Source organism: Streptomyces sp. NPDC048254 (genome assembly GCF_043201895.1).
GTDB lineage: Bacteria > Actinomycetota > Actinomycetes > Streptomycetales > Streptomycetaceae > Streptomyces.
Window position 1 is genome coordinate 80736 of sequence record NZ_JBICZJ010000022.1, and the last position, 16146, is coordinate 96881.

Sequence of the window (16146 nt, forward strand, 5' to 3'; positions counted from 1 at the left end):
GCCGGTTCTTCGCCGGCCGGCGGGCGGTCGTGCGGGGCAGGGCGGGGTCAGGCCTCCAGGAGGGTGTCGAAGGCGGGCGGCAGCCGCTTCCAGGCGGCGCGCCCGCCGGCGTACTCGGCGTCGGTCAGCAGGCAGGACTCCAGCAGCCGTTCGAGCCCGTCACGGTCGAGGCCGGGGGACGTGAAGACGAGGTGCTGGCAGCAGTCGCCGTGCTCCGGATGCCAGTCCAGCGCGGCGGCGGCCCGGCGCACCGGCGGGACCAGCTCCCAGGCCGCGTCCGGGAGGGCGGCGAGCCAGGGCCCGGCGCTCTCCACGCAGAGAGCGCCGCCCGCCGCGTCCCAGTGCAGCAGCACGTCGGGCTTCTCGGCGAGCCAGAACCGGCCCCGGCTGCGGGCGGCCGCACAGGTCAGGTCCTCCAGGGCCGCGTACAGCCGCTCGGGGTGGAAGGGGCGCCTGCGGTGCCAGACCACGGTGGTGACACCGTGGCCGTCGGCCTCGGCGGGCAGCAGGGCGCAGGCCGGGTGCTGGGCGGCGGCGGCCGCCTCGACGTCGAAGCCGGCGAGGGCGGCCCGGGCCAGCGGGGTGTCCGGCCGGGGGCCCGCCGAGTCCCCCGGGTGGCCGCCCGGCAGGAGGACTCGGCGGGCTGCCGGGGGGCCGCCCGGGAGGGGGACTCGCCGGGCCGTGGGGTGGAGCTGCGCGAGCAGTTCGCGGTCCTCGTCGTCGGCCTCCGGGGAGTCGACGACGGCGAGGACGGGGGCGTACTCCAGCTGCCGGGCGAAGGTGTCGGCGACCGTGCGCCGGTCGGTGGCGGCCGCGGCCAGGCCGGTGTCGGCGAGGTCGTCTCCGTTGCCGAGGTACGGCAGCAGCAGCGCCGGGTCGACGGCGGTGATCACACCGGTGACCGTGAGCCCGCCCGCGACGATCACCTCGGCCATCGCCTTGGGCTCGACGGAGTCCCACAGCTCGACGATCGCGAGCCGGTTGACGCCGTCGGCGGCGAGCCGGCGCAGTTCGGGCACCAGGTCCTCGCGCAGGGCACAGCAGGCGCAGTCGTCGACCAGGGGCGTCTCGGCGGTGGACAGCGGGCCGGTGGCGTCCCGGACGGTGCGTACGACCATGCCCTCGGCGGCCGTCGAGAGGTCGTGGTGGAGGACGACCGCGCCGGGGACGTCGGCGAGCAGCCGGGCGACCGCCTGCCTGCGGGCGTCGGCGTGCAGCCCGCCGACGATCACGACGGGGAGCGGGGAGGCGGGGAGCATCAGCCCTGCCGCCTTCCGTACCGCCGCTCGAAGCGCTCCACGCGCCCGGCGGTGTCCAGGACACGGGCGGTGCCGGTGTAGAAGGGGTGGCTGACGTTCGAGATCTCGACGTCGACCACCGGGTAGGTCCGGCCGTCCTCCCACTCGATCGTCTTCTCGCTCGTCATCGTCGAGCTGGTGAGGAAGGCGTGGTTGGCGGCGCGGTCACGGAACACGACCGGGCCGTAGGCGGGGTGGATTCCCTTGCGCATGGCGGTGGTTCAGCGCTCCTCTCGGAAGTCGACGTGCCGGCCGGCCGCCGGGTCGAACTTGCGCAGGGTCATACGGTCCGGGTCGTTCCGGCGGTTCTTGCGGGTCACGTAGGTGTAGCCGGTCCCTGCGGCGGACCGGAGCCTGATGACCGGACGGAGTTCGTTGCGTGCCATGGCTGCTACATTACTGAAAATGAATCCCATTAGCACTAACTTCCCGGACGAGAGGTACGTCACCATGTCCGCGCACTGCATGCTGACCGGCGCCCGGCCCGGCTTCGGCAACCGGATCTCGCGCTCCCACCGGCGGACCTCCCGCCGCTTCGACCCCAACATCCAGACCAGGCGCTACTGGCTGCCGGACGAGAACCGGCACGTACGGCTCCGGCTGAGCGCCCGTGCCGTGAAGACGGTCGACACGATCGGCGTGGCGGCGGCCGTGGCGCGCATCCGCGCGCGGGGCGTGAAGGTCTGACGGGGGCGGGGCACCGATATGGCGAAGAAGAGCAAGATCGCGAAGAACGTGCGGCGGCAGGAGATCGTCGCCCGCCACGCCGCCCGCCGGGCCGAACTGAAGGAGATCCTCCGCCGGCCGGCCGGCACCGCGGCCGAGCGGCTCGCCGCCCAGCGCGAGCTGCGCAGGCAGCCGCGTGACGCGAGCGCCACGCGCGTACGCAACCGCGACCAGGTGGACGGCCGCCCGCGCGGCTACTTCCGTGCTTTCGGTCTGTCCCGCGTGAATCTGCGGGAGCAGGCTCACAGCGGATACCTACCCGGCGTCCGCAAATCCTCCTGGTGACTGCTGGTAGCTTGCCGCTGTCGTTCGGGCGAACGGGCGGCCGACCCCCTAGAGCTTGGGAGCGTTGCGGTGACCACGGCTATGGCGAGTACGGCTACGACGCACACGGAGACGGCCGCGGCTTCGGCCGCGACTGCTGCTGCGGCCCACACGGAGGCGGCTTCCGCCGGGGCCTCGGCCGCGGCGCGCGGGGCATCGGCCTCGACGGCCGCATCGGCCGTGCGGCCGACCGCGCGGATCGTGGCCGCCGCCGCGGCGGCGCTGGTGGGCGCGCTTGCGCTGGCCGCGTGCAGCAGCGGCGGCGACTCGGGCGGCTCCGGCGACTCCTCGGCCACCTCGTCGGGCACGTCCGCGGCGGCGACCGCCACGTCCGGATCGGACGGCGCCACGGCCTCGTCCGACGCGCTGCAGGGCAGTTGGATCACCACGAGCGGTGGCAAGATCGTCGCCCTTGTGATCACCGGCAAGCAGGCCGGGCTCTTCGAGACCGGCGGGTCCGTGTGCAGCGGAACCGCCGGCGAGGAGGCCGGAATGCGGATGATCCACCTCACCTGTACGGGCGGCGGCAAGGACCGGGTCACCGGAATGGTCGACTCGGTCAGCAAGAGCGGCATGAAGGTCACCTGGTCCGGAAAATCCGGCGAGGAGACCTACACCAAGGCGGAGGGCGGCAAGCTGCCGTCGGGGCTGCCGACGGCAAGCCTTGGACAGTAGGGATTACAGGGGCAATCGGGGCGTATCCGACGGCTGAGGCGTACTTTCAGCGGCCCACGCCGACCGGTGGAAGTACGGCGCGAGGCGGTCGAGGGCGGGGGCGGGCGCGCGGCACCCCGGCAGGGGCGTGATGATGCTGGGACACCGCCACGACCTCGATGGGGATCTGCTCATGCGCGCCATTCCGCTCACCGTCACAGCCCTCGCCGCCGCCCTCGCCCTGACCGCCTGCGACGACGGCAACGCCGGCGCCAGTGGCAAGAACAGCACGGCCTGCGAGGTCGGCAAGGTCTCCGTCCAGGTCGGCTCCGCGAGCGTCGCGCCGGCCGCGGGGGACACCGGCGAGGTGCCGGTGTCCCTCACGAACCAGAGCGCGCCGTGCACGCTGGACGGCTTTCCCGGCGTCACGCTGAAGGCGGGCGGCACGTCGGCGACGGTGGCCGCCCTGTCGGGCGCGAAGCCCGAGAAGCTCAAGCTCGCCAAGGGCGACTCCGCGACGTTCTCGATCAGCTACGTGCGCGGCAAGGACGGCGACAAGGCGAGCCTCGCGGCCACGTCGGTGACGGTGTCCCTGCCGGGGAGCGACGCGACGGAGAGCTTCCCCTGGAAGTACGGGCCGGTGGCCGGCAAGGGCTCCGCGGACAAGCCGGACGCGACGGTGGGGACGTTCCAGCAGGCAGGGGACTGATTCCGGGCGGGCGGCCGGACCGGGTTGGACCGGACCGAGCCGGGCCGGGCCGGATCGCGCGCTGGGCCTAGGGCAGTGGGGAGCGTGAGTGGACCTGGGCCCGGTCCGCCGCTCTCGTGCCCTCCGTCCAGCCCGCCTCGTCGGTCACCCCGCGCAGGCGGGTCGTGGTGGTCTCCGGGAACATCCGCTCCATGTGGTCCGTGACGGCCATCTCCCTGGTGGCCAGGACCGGCAACAGGTCCTGGGGCGCCTCGGTCCCGGTGACGGCCGCCCGCGCGGCGGCCGCCAGCCGGTCACCGACCCGGTGGGCGTACGCCGCCAGGAAGGACTGCCGGAAGGTCTTCGTCCGCTTCCGGCCGCCCGCCCGCTGCGCCGCCTCCGCCTTCGTCATCGCGTGCGTGGCCTGCACCAGCAGCGAGGTGTAGAGCAGTTCGACCGCCTCCAGGTCCGCCTCGAAGCCGACGACCGTGGAGAAGGCCAGCGGCTCGTTCCACACCGCCCGGCAGTGGTTGGCCGTGGCGACCGCGTCCAGCAGCACCGCCTTGGCCTGCTCGTACGGCGGCTCGACCCCGATCCGGCAGGCTCCCGGCGCGTCCGGCGCGGGCGCCCCCGCCGCGAGCAGCGCCTCGTCGACGCTGTGCCGGGCCATCAGCTCCTGCGCCTTGGCGCTGAGCGCCTCCGCCTCCTCCGGGAAGCCGGTCGCCTCGGCCTTGGCGAGCAGCGCGCGGATCCGGGTGAGCATGCGGGACTCCGGCCGGTGCGGGGCCGCGCGGGGCCCGGACTCGTCGAGGGGCTCCAGGGCGGGCAGCCGCAGCAGCAGCCGGTACAGCTCCAGGACGGCGGTGGCGTACGAGAAACGGTCACCCGCGCGTGCGTGGCCGTCCGGCAGCGCGTCCAGCTGCGCCTGCCAGCGGGGGTCACGCCGCCGGTCGTCCGGTGCCTGCGCCCGGATCAGCCCGGCCGCCAGCCGGACGTGCGGGTCGTCCAACTCGCGCCGCACCAGTCGTACGACGTCGGCGGGCTGCCAGCCGCGCCGCCAGGCCGCGGCGACGAACTCCCGGCCCCGGCGCGCGAGTTCCGCGTCCGCGCCAAAATCGGCCGCGAGGAGGGACGCGCCCGTGTCGAGGCCGGAGTCGGTGCCGTCGTACAGGGCGCTCTGGAAGGCTCGGTCGACGGTGGTGGGCTGGCTGCTGGTCACACGTCGATCGTGCCACGCGCCACCGACAGCACCGGACGGCCGTCCACACCCTGTGGACAACTGTCCGACAGCCCGCAGCGTCAACCGAAGGTTGACATCCTCAGGGTGTCAACTTACGGTTGACGCATGGCGACCAACCCGAACATCACGGCATCCGTACGCCTCGACGACCTCATCGCGGCGATCAAGACGGTTCACCCCGAACCCCTCGACCAGCTCCAGGACGCGGTGATCGCCGCCGATCACCTGGGCGACGTGGCCGACCATCTGATCGGCCACTTCGTCGACCAGGCCCGGCGCTCGGGCGCGTCCTGGACCGAGATCGGCAAGAGCATGGGCGTGACCCGGCAGGCGGCCCAGAAGCGCTTCGTGCCCAAGGAGTCGGCCGACCTCGACCCCAGCCAGGGCTTCAGCCGCTACACCCCACGCGCGAAGAACGTGGTCATGGCGGCCCACAACGAGGCGATCGCGGCACGCAACCCCGAGGGCCGCCCCGAGCACCTGGTCCTCGGTCTCCTCTCCGAGCCGGACGGCATCGCGGCGAAGGCGATCGTCGCGCAGGGCGTCCTGCTGGACACCGTGCGCCAGACGGCGACGGCCGCGCTCCCGCCGGCCGCCGAGAACGTCCCCGATCTCATCCCCTACGGCCCGGAGGCCAAGAAGGCCCTGGAACTCACCTTCCGCGAGGCCCTGCGCCTCGGCCACAACTACATCGGGACCGAACACCTGCTGCTGGCCCTCCTGGAACACGAGAACGGCGAGGGCGTCCTCAGTGGCCTCGGCATCACCAAGCCGGCCACCGAGGCGTACATCGCCAAGGCACTGGGACTGCTGCTGGAACAGAAGAACGCGGCGGCGGAGACGGCGGGCGAGCCGGAGGAGGGCGAGGCGGGCTGAGAAGCCTATCGAGACGCTGAACCCGCAGGTCAGAGCCATTGTCAGTGCCGGGTGGCACACTCGCAGCATGACCGACCGGTGGGCCCTCGCTCCGGCCGAGGACGGTGGCGTGGATGTCGCCCCCCTCGGTCCGGACGGGCTGCCCGCCGGGCCGGTGCGGCGGGAGTCCGATCTCGCCGGGGCGGTCAGGGGCCGCCCGGAGGTCACGCGCTGGGTGTGGCGGTCGACCCCCGAGGTCTACCCGCGTCTGCTCGCCACGGGGGTGCGAGTAGAGCGGTGCTACGACATCGAGGACGCCGAAACCCTCCTGCTGGGCCACGAGGGACGGTCCGGTGAGCCGCACTCGGCCGCCGCCGCCCTGGCCCGCCTCCGTGGCGGCCCCGTACCGCCCGATCCACCACAGCGCTCGGCCGAACCGGGCGCGCAGTCCCCGCTGTTCGAGCCGCAGGGCACCGCCCGCCTGACGCTCGACGAACTCCTCGCGGTCTACGCCGAGCAGCAGCGCCGCCACGACCGGGCCGAACACCCGGACCGGATGCGGCTGCTGACGGCCGCGGAGTCGGCGGGGATGCTGATCGCCGCCGAGATGAACCGCGCGGGCCTGCCCTGGAGCGCCGAGGTCCACCGCGGGGTGCTGCGCGAACTGCTCGGCGAGCGGTACGCGGGCGGTGGTGAGCCCCGCCGGCTGGCCGAGCTGGCGGACGAGGTGTCGGCCGCGTTCGGCAGGCGGGTGCGCCCGGATCTGCCCGCCGATGTGATCAAGGCCTTCGCCCAGGCCGGGATCAAGGTGAAGTCCACCCGCCGCTGGGAGCTCTCCGGCATCGACCACCCGGCGGTGAAACCGCTCCTCGAATACAAGAAGCTGTACCGGATCTGGGTGGCGCACGGCTGGTCCTGGCTGCAGGACTGGGTGCGCGACGGCCGGTTCCGGCCCGAGTTCCAGGCGGGCGGCACGGTCACCGGGCGCTGGGTGACCAACGGCGGGGGCGCGCTGCAGATCCCCAAGGTGATCCGGCGGGCCGCGGTCGCCGACCCCGGCTGGCGGCTGGTGGTCGCCGACGCCGACCAGATGGAGCCGCGGGTGCTCGCGGCGATCTCCCGCGACCCCGGGCTGATGGAGGTCGCGGGGCGGGAGACCGACCTCTATCAGTCCGTGTCCGACCGCGCCTTCTCCGGCGACCGCGGACAGGCCAAGCTCGCCGTCCTGGGCGCGGTCTACGGCCAGACCTCCGGCGACGGCCTGAAGAACCTGGCCGCTCTCAGACGCCGTTTCCCCCGGGCGGTGGCCTACGTCGACGACGCGGCGCGGGCCGGCGAGGAGGGCCGGCTGGTGCGGACCTGGCTGGGCCGGACCTGTCCGCCGGCGGCCGGTGCGGGCGACGGCACGGAGGAGGCGGGCATGCCCCAGCAGGAAGCGGAGGAGCCCGCGGCCGACGGCTGGGTACCGGGCTACGCGTCCACCAACTCCCGTGCCAGAGGCCGCTTCGCCCGCAACTTCGTCGTCCAGGGCAGCGCCGCCGACTGGGCTCTGCTGATGCTCGCGGCGCTGCGCCGGACCTGTGCGGACCTGGCGGCCGAGCTGGTCTTCTTCCAGCACGACGAGGTGATCGTGCACTGTCCCGAGGAGGAGACCGGGGCGGTCGTGGCGGCGATCCGGGAGGCGGCCGACCTGGCGGGACGGCTGACGTTCGGGGAGACGCCGGTCCGCTTCCCGTTCACGACGGCGGTGGTGGAGTGCTATGCCGACGCGAAGTGATCAGTCGCCGGGCGCCAGCAGCTCGCGCAGCTCCACGAGGACGGTGGGCTCGTCCGTGCCGTCCAGGGCGGCCAGGGCCGCGCGCCAGACGTCGTACGCCTCGTCCGTACGCCCCTGCTCGCGCAGGAGCAGACCGAGCTGGTGGCGGGCGAGACCGCCGCTGTAGCGGTCGGCGCGGGCGTCGGCGCGGTGCAGGAGTTCGGCGCACTCGTGGTGGGCGCGGTCGGTGCGGCCGAGCTCGCGCAGCGCGCGGACCAGGCCGAGCCGGGTCTGGGACTCGCCGTGCCAGTCGCCGTGGCGGCCGAGGATGCGCAGGCTCTCCTCGAAGTGCCTGGCGGCGGCCGCCGGTTCGCCGAGGGCGAGATGGGCGTAGCCGATGTTGCAGTGCGCCGAGTGCTGCACGATGACGGCGCCGATGGCGTCCCCGATCGCCAGTGAGCGCCGGTGCTGCTCGATGGCGGCGCGGGGGTCGGTGTGCTCGTAGAGGTTGCCGAGGTGGCTGTGGGTGACGGCCTCGCCGTAGGGGTCGTTCAGCTGCCGGGAGTACTCCAGGCTCTGCCGCAGCGCCTCGCCCGACTCGTCGTACCGTCCGAGCCCCTCAAGGAGCAGCCCCCGGTTGTTCAGGCAGCGCCGGATCCAGGACACCACGTCCAGCCGCCGCCAGACGGCGAGGGCCTGGTCGGTCAGGGCGAGGGCCTCCCGCTGGCGGCCGGTCAGGAAGTGCAGCCCGGCGAGGTCGCCCAGGGCGTAGGCCTCGGCGGGCTCGTCGCCCAGGCGCCGGGCGGCGGCCAGACCTGCCGTGCCGAGCACCTCCATCTCGGCTACCCGGCCGCTGCGCAGGACATAGGGGAAGAGCAGCCGGACGAGCGTGGAGAGGTGGGCGCTGATCCGCGGGTCGGCGGTGTCGGCGTACCGCTCCACCAGAGCGACGATGTTCTCCAGCTCCAGGTCGCCCCAGGCGAAGGCATGCTCGGCACATTCGAAGGGGGGCAAGGCAGCGGTGTACGGCTGGTGTTCGGCGGGCTGGGCGGTGGTGGGGCGGAGCCGGTCGCCCTGTTCGAGGCCGGGTTCGAGGATGGCGACGAGGGCGAGTTCGGCGACGGCGGCGAACCAGCGCAGGGCGGTGAGTGCGGCTTCGGTGCGGTCGGTCCGGCCGGTCCCCTCGGCCAGCTCCCGTGCGAAGTCCCGTACCAGGTCGTGCGGGGTGTAGCGGCCGTAGGCGGTCTCCTCCAGGAGGGCCACGTCGACCAGCCGGTCCAGGGCGGCCTCGGCACGGCGGGCGTCGGTGCCGGTGAGGCGGGCGATCAGGGGTGCGCCGTAGGTGGGCAGGTCGAGGGCGCCGATGTGGCGCAGGGCGAGGGCGGCGTCGCGGTCGGGTGCCCGGTCGGAGGCGGCGAGGGCGTCATGGGCGACGGCGAGGGAGCGCCTCACGCTCAGGTCGTCGTATTCGAGGTGCTGCAACCTGCCCTCGGTGGCGGCGAGTTGACCGGCCAGCACCTCGGGGGTGAGGGCACGGCGGGCGGCCAGCCGGGCGGCGACCACCCGCAGGGCGAGCGGCAGCCGGCCGGTGAGGCCGACGAGCGGGTGACCGGCGTCGATCTCGTCCCGCCCGCTGACCGTGCGCAGCAGGGCCGCGCTGTCCTCGCCGGTCAGCGGTCCGAGCGGGAAACGGCGGGCGCCGTCGAGCGCGGTGAGCGGCGAACGGCTGGTGACGATCACCGCGCAGCCGGGGCCGCCGGGGAGCAGCGGCCGCACCTGGGCGGCGTTCGCGGCGTCGTCGAACAGCAGCAGGGTGCGGGTCGGCGCGAGCAGGGAGCGCAGCAACGCGGCGGCCGCGTCCGGGTGTTCGGCGATGTGCCGGGGGTCGGCGCCGAGGTCCCGCAGCAGCGCGGCGAGCGCCTGGGCGGGGGCGAGCGGGGGCACGCCAGGGGCCGCGCCGTGCAGGTTGACGTAGAGCTGGCCGTCAGGGAAACGTTCCCGCAGCTGATGGGCGACATGCAGCGCGAGTGCGCTCTTGCCGACCCCGGCCATACCGCTGACGACGGCGACGGCCGGGGCGGGCGCGGCGGTGAGGGCACCGCCCAGCTCTTCCCGGACGGCGGCGCGTCCGGTGAAGTAGGCCGGGGGCGGGGGAAGTTGAGCGGGCCGGGGCGCCGGGAAGGCGCCGCGCGCAGAACCGGGACCGGCGGGCCGCTCCTCATCCGGGCCGTACCCCGCACCGGCGTCAGCGCCCTCGTCCGCCGACCGGCGGTCCGCCGACGCGCCCGTCAGAGGCGCGGGGAACTGCGCGACCGGCCACGACGCCCCCACACCCGTCTCACCACCTTCACGCACCCCCTCGCGTGACATGCCCGCGTCCCGCACACCCTCGCCCGAGACCCGCGCGGCCGGCCCACCCCGGTAGGGCACACCGTCGCCCCGCACGCCCTCGTACGACCCGCCGCCGGTCTCCCCCACCCCGCCGCTCCCCCGCAGCACCTCCACATGGGCCTCGCGTACCGGCGCCCCCGGCTCGACGCCGAGTTCCTCGATCAGGCGGTTGCGCAGGTCGCGGTGGACGGCGAGGGCCTCGGCCTGGCGGCCGGTGCGGTGGAGGGCGAGCATCAGCTGGCGGTGGTAGGCCTCACGGAGCGGGTGCTCCGCGACCAGCGCCGCCAACTCGGGTACGACACCGCCCAGTCGCGGGCCGCCGAGGGCGAGCTCCGCGTCGTAACGCCACTCCAGCAGGAGCAGCCGGGCCTCCTCCAGGCGCTGCACGAAGGCGTAGCCGCCGAAGTCGGCGGGGAGGCCGCAGAGCGGGCTGCCGCGCCAGAGCGCGAGCGCGTCGGCGCAGGCGCGCAGCACCGGCGCCCACTCCCGGCGCCCGTGCGCCGCGCGCGCCCACGCCACCCACGTGTCGAACACGTCGACGTCCAGCTCACCGTCGTCGACGCGCAGCAGATACCCGGGCGGTACGGCGCGCAGCCGCTCCGGGTCGTCGAGGAGCCGGCGCAGTCGGGTGACGTGGTTGTGCAGCGAGGCGTGCGCGGACACCGGGGGCGCCCCGTCCCACAGCGCGTCCTTGACCGACTCGACGGAGACGACCCGCCCGGCCTCCAGGAGCAGCGCGGCCAGCAGTGCGCGCACCTTGGGGCTGCCGATGGGCCGGACTTCGCCGCCGGGGAGATACAGCACCGGAGGTCCCAGCAGTCCGAACCGCAGCTCGTACCGCCGCATCACTCCGCCCATCACCTTCCCGCACGGTCATGGCCGACCGCGCTGCACGGCGGGGGTGCCCGCCGGTACCCGGCTCCTGGCGGAATCCGATCCCGTCGAGAACGAATTCCCGCCACCTTCTCCGTGCCGTCGAGGCCGGAAATCACAGGGTTTTTGGCCTGTTCCCGGAGTCCTACGACGTCTTCACGCCAGCCGGTCGGTGACCTCCGGGAGAACCGCTGGCCATATGTTAGCGATCCGTTGGCGCGCCCTGATGTGATCTTCGCATCGGACCGGGCCCGACGGCGCGCGTGTATACCGCGCAACTCGGGGGAGTGTCGCCGCAGGCCTGGATCCGGGGACGCGAGAGGGTCCCGGTCGGCGGAGGTGAACGACCGGGACTCTCGTCCCGTCTCCAGTACGGTCGCCGGGCTCAGATGACGGGCGGGCGGCCGAGCCGGGTGAGCCGCCAGACCGTGCGCCAGCGCATGGGCCGGCGTTCGCCGGCAGGTTCGCGCAGCCCCTCCACGAAGCCCCCGAACCAGGCGCGCAGCCCGCCCGCCGAACGGGTACGCAGGAGGGTGATCAGCGTCCACACGGCCAGATGGACCGGGATCAGCGGCAGGGGCAGCCGACGGCGGGTCAGCCAGACCCGGTTGCGGGCGGTCACCCGGAAGTAGACGGCATGCCGGGCCGGCGAGGTCCGGGGATGCCGGAGGAGCAGCTCGGGCGCGTAGAGGATCTTCCAGCCGGCGTCGGCGGCCCGCCAGGCCAGGTCGGTCTCCTCGTGTGCGAAGAAGAATTCGGCGGGCCAGTCGCCGGTCTCCGTGAGCATGGCCATGCGCAGGGCGTGCCCCCCGCCGAGGAACCCGGTGACGTAACCCCCGCGCATCGGGTCGGCGTTGCCGACGCGTGGCACGTGCCGGCGCTGGGTCTCGCCCTGTTCGTCCGCGATGCGGAAGCCGACGATGCCGAGGCGGGGGTCGGCGGCGAACAGATCCCGGACCTGCCGGAGCACCTCGACGTCGACGAGCACCCCGTCGTCGTCCAGTTCCACGACGACGTCCACGTCGCCGTACGCCCGCAGCCGTGCGAGGGCGATGTTGCGGCCGCCGGGGCAGCCGAGGTTGTCCTCGACGTCGACGGTGGTGACCTCGCCGGGCAGGTCGAGGCGGCGGGCGAACTCGGGGAGCCGGCAGCCGTTGCCGACGATCACGATGCGGTCGGGGGCGAGGTCCTGCTTGGCGACGGACCTGAGCAGGGCGTCGACTTCGTCGGGCCGGTTCCCCATGGTCACCACGGCAACCGCTAGCCTCGGCTGCACCATGCCCTCACCCCATCCGGCAGACGGCGGTGCCCGCGCCTGACCGAGGGAGACTCACCGTTCACCAGGATGTTGCCTCAGATACCCCAAAGCTCCGGGCATGGGCCCACTTTGTGTCGGCTTTGACAATGATTTGATCGACTATTTTCGCCGACCATAAGTTCCCCTCCACGGCCACCCGTTCCAGAGCTCCTTGTTCGATTCGCCTGCCGGAACCGGGGGATTCGCGCCCCCCACCGGGAATGGGACATGACGACGGAACATGACGACGTCGCGCAAGGCACGACATCACTGGACTTGGCTCCATGTCGGCAAGGGACATGACGGCACGTCGGCACAGGACAGGAACGACAGGACACGAACGGGGGGACGGACCGTGCGAAGAGCTCTGCGTCGGTTACGCGGGCCGTCGTCTCCGGCGGGCCGGGCGTCGGCGCGCTGCTCGCCGTACCGGTCGCCGGGACCGTCGTGGTGGCGGCGCTGCTGCTGGCCGGCTGGCAGCTGCCCAAGGGCGGCGGCTGGTTCCAGGCGTACGGTTCGATGCTGATCGGCACCGGCCTCGGCACCCTCACCTGCCGGTGGCTGTCCGAACCGGCCGCCGCTCCCGAGGCCAGCCGGGTCGCCCTGACCAACCGTCCACAGCTCGAACAGCTCTGGCTCTGCCTGGTCCGGGGCATCGTCCCGGCGGTGGGCATCGGAAGTCTGGCCGGGCTGTTCCTCACCCTCCAGTTCGGCTGGAGCCACGGCACCGCGCTGATCGTGGTCTTCGGACTCTGCCTCGGTGTGCCGACCGGGATCCTCGCCGGGCTGCTGCTCTGGTACAACCAGCACCGCCCGGACGGCGACTCCGCGACGGCCCGCGGTTCACTCAGCAACGATCGCCGCGTCCTGGTGGGCTGCGTTGTCGGCGCCACCCTCCTGGAGACGGCCGGCGCCGCCGCGGTGGTCTACGGCTTCGGCGACCGGCTCCTGAACCGCGACGGCAGGACCGTCCTGGTCCTCCACCTCCACCACGGCGTCCTCTTCGGGCTGGCCATCGGCTGGATCCTGGCCTCCTGCTACACCGCCTCCATCCCGGTGACGGTCTGCCACGCCTGGCACGCCCTGCACGGCCACCTCCCCTGGCGCATCGGAACCTACCTCGACGCCCTCCACACCCGGGACGTCCTCATCCAACTGGGCCGCACCTACCAGTTCCGCCACGCGGCCCTCGGCGACCGCCTGGCCCAACGCCTCCCAGAACTCAGGGACTCCGCCCCGACCGACCTCTGACCCGTCCCGGCCTGAAGGACGACCCGTTCCGCGGTGCCGTGACCGGCCAGGGCAGGATCGTGCTGCCGGGCGCCCCCGGACCGGGCGCGCGCTCGTGCCCCGACAGCGAGCACATCTGGGAGAACCGACATGCGATTCCGCTGCGCCGTACTCGACGACTTCCAGAACGTGGCGCGCGCGTACGCCGACTGGTCGGCGCTGGGCGACCGGGTGGAGGTCGTCTCCTTCACCGGGCACTTCGCCACCGAGGACGAACTCGCCGCGGCCCTCGCCGACTTCGACTTCGTGGTCACCTTGCGCGAGCGGGTGCCCTTCCCGGCCTCGCTGCTGAACCGGCTGTCCCGCCTGAAACTGCTGATCGCCTCCGGTATGCGCAACTCGGTGATCGACTACACGGCCGCAAAGGCGGGCGGCGTCACGGTGTGCGGCACCCAGAGCTCCTCGGCACCGCCGCTCGAGCTCACCTGGGCCCTGCTGCTGGGCCTCGCCCGCGGCATCGTCCAGGAGAACAACGCCCTGCGCGACGGCGGCCCCTGGCAGTCCACCGTCGGCGCCGACCTGGACGGCCGCACGCTCGGCCTGCTCGGGCTGGGCAAGATCGGCAGCCGGGTGGCCCAGGTCGGGCTGGCCTTCGGCATGAAGGTCACCGCCTGGAGCCAGAACCTCAGCCAGGAACGCGCGGACGAGGTCGGCGTCGAACGCGCCGCCACCAAGGAGGAGTTGCTGGCGACCAGCGACTTCGCCTCCGTCCACCTCGCACTGGGCGACCGGACCCGGGGCCTGATCGGCGCCCCCGAACTGGCCCTCCTCAAGCCCACCGCCTATCTGATCAACACCTCGCGGGCCGCGATCGTCGACCAGGACGCCCTGCTCGCCGCGCTGAACGAGGGCCGTATCGCCGGAGCCGGCGTCGACGTCTTCGACGTGGAGCCCCTGCCCGGCGACCACCCGATGCGCACCGCGCCGCGACTGCTCGCCACCCCGCATCTCGGCTACGTCTCCCGCGCCAACTACGAGCGCTACTACGGCCAGGCCGTGGAGGACATCCAGGCCTACCTCGACGGCACCCCGATCCGGGTCCTCGGCTGACGTGCCGCCGTGAGCCCCGCCCCGGAACCGGCATCTGAGACCAGGCTCCGGAGACGCCCTCCGAGGCAGCGGCCCACTCGCCGAGATGGAGATGACCCAGGGACCCGCGCTGCACGGCCCTGCCGGAGCCTCACGGGGGTTGCCGGCGAGGTACCCGAGGCAGCCGTCCGTGTGGCGTGCAGCCGGCGGGGGTCCTGGGCCCAGGCGCTCAGTCAGGAGCTGGATCCGGGCGCGAGCAAGGAGTTCGCCTCCATCGGGTTGCACCACTCCGGCCGGTCCGAGCCGCGCTGGTGCTTCGTTCAGGTCCCTGAGGGAAAGTCGGCGAAGAACCGGATGCACCCCGACCTGATCACCGCGGACCTTGAGGTGGAAGTCGAGCGGCTGGTCGGCCTCGGTGCGACCTGGAAAGCGGATCTCAAGCCGGGCGGCATGCGCTGGACCACCCTCCTCGATCCAGAAGGCAACGAATTCGACGTGATCTCCGAGACCGCGTAACAACGTACGACCGACCCGGAAGGACGATCGGTCCGGCCGGGTTGAGAAATGACCCGCTTCGGCGGCCGGCGGTCTGCTGGGTGTCCAGATGACTAGTTGCACAGGCGCTCGGAAGAGATGGTGGCCTGAATCCGGCCCGTCTTGATCTCCGTTGGTGAACCCGGATACAGCGAGCGAAACAGAACGCCGTGCTGTATCGCCGGATCAAGCAGCCCACTTACACCCCGCCCGCGCCTACGTTCCGCGGGAAACCACCGGCCACTCACAGGGGTTCCCGACCAGGGAACTGCCTCCCGAGGTGTTCCCGCCGCCCGGCGGACCGACCAGAACCTGTTCGCGAGGACGGGTCACGACCCTGTCCTCGCCGACGCGCCAGAGCCGTACACCGAACGCGGTCGTCCATGAGTGAACCCATCGGAAGGAAGAAATCATGACCCACCCCGTCAGTGTGAGTTTCGCAGCTCTGAACATCGACTGCACCGATTCCGACGCCCTGGCGGGCTTCTGGGGCAACGCTCTCGGCCGCCCGGTCAGCCCGGGCAAGGTCGCCGGGGACACAGCGGTCGACGCCGCCGGCCACGAGAGCGGCCCCCGGATGATTTTCCACACCACCTCCGAGGTCAACCCAGCCAACAACAGGTTCCGTCCCATCCTGGTCACCGAGCACTACGACGAGGAGATCGAGCGGTTGACCGGCCTGGGCGCCAAACCGGTCAACGAGGTCAATCTCCCGGAGGTCCGCTGGACCACGCTCGCCGACCCGGAGGGCAACGAGTTCGATCTGGTCACGTGGCGGCCCGCGTAGTCGCCAAGTCCGAGCAACCAGGTCCGCCACTCGATCGTTTCTGACGGCTCTTGGTGGGCTCGGTGAACTCGTGGGTCGCCGGGCAGGAGGTCTCCCTGGTGCGGCGACCCACGAGTTCACGGACACGGTGGCAGAAGATCGAACCGCTCCTGCCCGGCAACGGCAGGCGGGCAGTTGGACAGGCAGGCAGATCACCGCAGGGTGATCACCCACGTTCCCATCTTCATCTCTCCGCGCCGCATCCCCTCGAGGAGACAACCCCGGTTCCATGCGACGTGGCGGTCGACCCCAGACCTACGCATTGCGATGCGTAGACCACAGGCGCCCGATTAGCCCGGATTCCAAGTCCATCTGAAACAAGAAACCCCAGGTCAGAAGCCAGACCTGGGGTTTCCACTGGAGCC

16 protein-coding genes are annotated in these 16146 nt (G+C 72.7%); 10 read left to right on the forward strand and 6 right to left on the reverse strand.

All coding sequences use genetic code 11. From position 1 onward, the window contains the following. Window positions 1-47: 47 nt before the first annotated feature. Genes ACGFZQ_RS42870 through rpmG form a run of 3 tightly spaced genes read right to left on the reverse strand, consistent with a single transcriptional unit; the run spans window position 48 to window position 1684 of the window. Window positions 48-1259 carry a CobW family GTP-binding protein gene (locus ACGFZQ_RS42870; protein ID WP_393844990.1) on the reverse strand — a complete coding sequence of 404 codons (1212 nt, stop codon included), beginning with the start codon at window positions 1257-1259 and terminating at the stop codon, window positions 48-50. Further along, window positions 1259-1510, reverse strand: a complete 252-nt coding sequence (locus ACGFZQ_RS42875; RefSeq protein WP_351747185.1) for a type B 50S ribosomal protein L31 — start codon at window positions 1508-1510, stop codon at window positions 1259-1261. Before ACGFZQ_RS42875 ends, ACGFZQ_RS42870 begins: the two co-directional genes overlap by 1 nt. A gap of 9 nt (window positions 1511-1519) precedes the next feature. Continuing rightward, entirely contained in the window at window positions 1520-1684 is a 165-nt protein-coding gene (gene rpmG, locus ACGFZQ_RS42880; RefSeq protein ID WP_393844991.1) for a 50S ribosomal protein L33, read from the reverse strand. Window positions 1685-1748: 64 nt separating this feature from the next. Between rpmG and rpmB the strand changes: the two genes are divergently transcribed. The 4 genes from rpmB (at window position 1749) to ACGFZQ_RS42900 (ending at window position 3711) form a co-directional block, all read left to right on the forward strand. Continuing rightward, window positions 1749-1985 carry a 50S ribosomal protein L28 gene (gene rpmB, locus ACGFZQ_RS42885; protein WP_382533999.1) on the forward strand — a complete coding sequence of 79 codons (237 nt, stop codon included), beginning with the start codon at window positions 1749-1751 and terminating at the stop codon, window positions 1983-1985. 18 nt (window positions 1986-2003) lie between these two features. Further along, window positions 2004-2309 (forward strand): 30S ribosomal protein S14, encoded by a 306-nt coding sequence (gene rpsN / locus ACGFZQ_RS42890; protein ID WP_393844992.1) that lies wholly within the window; start codon window positions 2004-2006, stop codon window positions 2307-2309. A gap of 69 nt (window positions 2310-2378) precedes the next feature. Next, entirely contained in the window at window positions 2379-3023 is a 645-nt protein-coding gene (locus tag ACGFZQ_RS42895) for a hypothetical protein (protein WP_393844993.1), read from the forward strand. Between the two features lie 172 nt (window positions 3024-3195). Further along, window positions 3196-3711 carry a DUF4232 domain-containing protein gene (locus ACGFZQ_RS42900; RefSeq protein WP_393844994.1) on the forward strand — a complete coding sequence of 172 codons (516 nt, stop codon included), beginning with the start codon at window positions 3196-3198 and terminating at the stop codon, window positions 3709-3711. Between the two features lie 67 nt (window positions 3712-3778). On the opposite strand, the gene ACGFZQ_RS42905 is transcribed toward ACGFZQ_RS42900, so the two are convergent. After that, on the reverse strand, window positions 3779-4909 hold the full coding sequence (locus tag ACGFZQ_RS42905) for a DUF2786 domain-containing protein (RefSeq protein WP_393844995.1): 1131 nt from the start codon (window positions 4907-4909) through the stop codon (window positions 3779-3781). Between the two features lie 126 nt (window positions 4910-5035). Here ACGFZQ_RS42905 and ACGFZQ_RS42910 point away from each other — a divergent pair, with 126 nt between their 5' ends. Further along, a complete protein-coding gene (locus ACGFZQ_RS42910; RefSeq protein ID WP_393844996.1) occupies window positions 5036-5806 on the forward strand; it encodes a Clp protease N-terminal domain-containing protein in 771 nt (256 codons plus the stop codon). A 67-nt stretch (window positions 5807-5873) separates the two neighbouring features. Next, on the forward strand, window positions 5874-7562 hold the full coding sequence (locus ACGFZQ_RS42915; protein WP_393844997.1) for a bifunctional 3'-5' exonuclease/DNA polymerase: 1689 nt from the start codon (window positions 5874-5876) through the stop codon (window positions 7560-7562). Here ACGFZQ_RS42915 and ACGFZQ_RS42920 read toward each other — a convergent pair whose 3' ends face one another. Both ACGFZQ_RS42920 and ACGFZQ_RS42925 read right to left on the reverse strand, forming a co-directional pair. Further along, the gene (locus ACGFZQ_RS42920; RefSeq protein ID WP_393844998.1) at window positions 7563-10778 is read right to left on the reverse strand and encodes a BTAD domain-containing putative transcriptional regulator; all 3216 of its coding nucleotides are present in this window, start codon (window positions 10776-10778) and stop codon (window positions 7563-7565) included. It abuts the gene before it with no gap. 412 nt (window positions 10779-11190) lie between these two features. Then, a complete protein-coding gene (locus ACGFZQ_RS42925) occupies window positions 11191-12084 on the reverse strand; it encodes a glycosyltransferase family 2 protein (RefSeq protein WP_393844999.1) in 894 nt (297 codons plus the stop codon). A 468-nt stretch (window positions 12085-12552) separates the two neighbouring features. Here ACGFZQ_RS42925 and ACGFZQ_RS42930 point away from each other — a divergent pair, with 468 nt between their 5' ends. The 4 genes from ACGFZQ_RS42930 to ACGFZQ_RS42945 all read left to right on the forward strand — a co-directional run bounded on the left by ACGFZQ_RS42930 (window position 12553) and on the right by ACGFZQ_RS42945 (window position 15742). Continuing rightward, window positions 12553-13353: a hypothetical protein gene (locus ACGFZQ_RS42930; protein ID WP_393845000.1), complete on the forward strand. Its 801-nt coding sequence runs from the start codon at window positions 12553-12555 to the stop codon at window positions 13351-13353. Window positions 13354-13482: 129 nt separating this feature from the next. Beyond that, entirely contained in the window at window positions 13483-14442 is a 960-nt protein-coding gene (locus ACGFZQ_RS42935; RefSeq protein WP_393845001.1) for a D-2-hydroxyacid dehydrogenase family protein, read from the forward strand. Window positions 14443-14613: 171 nt separating this feature from the next. Continuing rightward, window positions 14614-14937 carry a VOC family protein gene (locus ACGFZQ_RS42940; protein ID WP_393845002.1) on the forward strand — a complete coding sequence of 108 codons (324 nt, stop codon included), beginning with the start codon at window positions 14614-14616 and terminating at the stop codon, window positions 14935-14937. Between the two features lie 430 nt (window positions 14938-15367). Continuing rightward, window positions 15368-15742, forward strand: coding sequence for a VOC family protein (locus ACGFZQ_RS42945; RefSeq protein ID WP_393845003.1), 375 nt, complete (start codon window positions 15368-15370; stop codon window positions 15740-15742). The last annotated feature ends 404 nt before the right edge of the window (window positions 15743-16146 follow it).

Bases quoted from the DNA above. Each gene is read 5' to 3' on its own strand.
- ACGFZQ_RS42870 (WP_393844990.1), bottom strand. From the start codon at position 1,259: ATGCTCCCCGCCTCCCCGCTCCCCGTCGTGATCGTCGGCGGGCTGCAC.
- ACGFZQ_RS42875 (WP_351747185.1), bottom strand. From the start codon at position 1,510: ATGCGCAAGGGAATCCACCCCGCCTACGGCCCGGTCGTGTTCCGTGAC.
- rpmG (WP_393844991.1), bottom strand. From the start codon at position 1,684: ATGGCACGCAACGAACTCCGTCCGGTCATCAGGCTCCGGTCCGCCGCA.
- rpmB (WP_382533999.1), top strand. From the start codon at position 1,749: ATGTCCGCGCACTGCATGCTGACCGGCGCCCGGCCCGGCTTCGGCAAC.
- rpsN (WP_393844992.1), top strand. From the start codon at position 2,004: ATGGCGAAGAAGAGCAAGATCGCGAAGAACGTGCGGCGGCAGGAGATC.
- ACGFZQ_RS42900 (WP_393844994.1), top strand. From the start codon at position 3,196: ATGCGCGCCATTCCGCTCACCGTCACAGCCCTCGCCGCCGCCCTCGCC.
- ACGFZQ_RS42910 (WP_393844996.1), top strand. From the start codon at position 5,036: ATGGCGACCAACCCGAACATCACGGCATCCGTACGCCTCGACGACCTC.
- ACGFZQ_RS42915 (WP_393844997.1), top strand. From the start codon at position 5,874: ATGACCGACCGGTGGGCCCTCGCTCCGGCCGAGGACGGTGGCGTGGAT.
- ACGFZQ_RS42920 (WP_393844998.1), bottom strand. From the start codon at position 10,778: ATGCGGCGGTACGAGCTGCGGTTCGGACTGCTGGGACCTCCGGTGCTG.
- ACGFZQ_RS42925 (WP_393844999.1), bottom strand. From the start codon at position 12,084: ATGGTGCAGCCGAGGCTAGCGGTTGCCGTGGTGACCATGGGGAACCGG.
- ACGFZQ_RS42935 (WP_393845001.1), top strand. From the start codon at position 13,483: ATGCGATTCCGCTGCGCCGTACTCGACGACTTCCAGAACGTGGCGCGC.
- ACGFZQ_RS42945 (WP_393845003.1), top strand. From the start codon at position 15,368: ATGACCCACCCCGTCAGTGTGAGTTTCGCAGCTCTGAACATCGACTGC.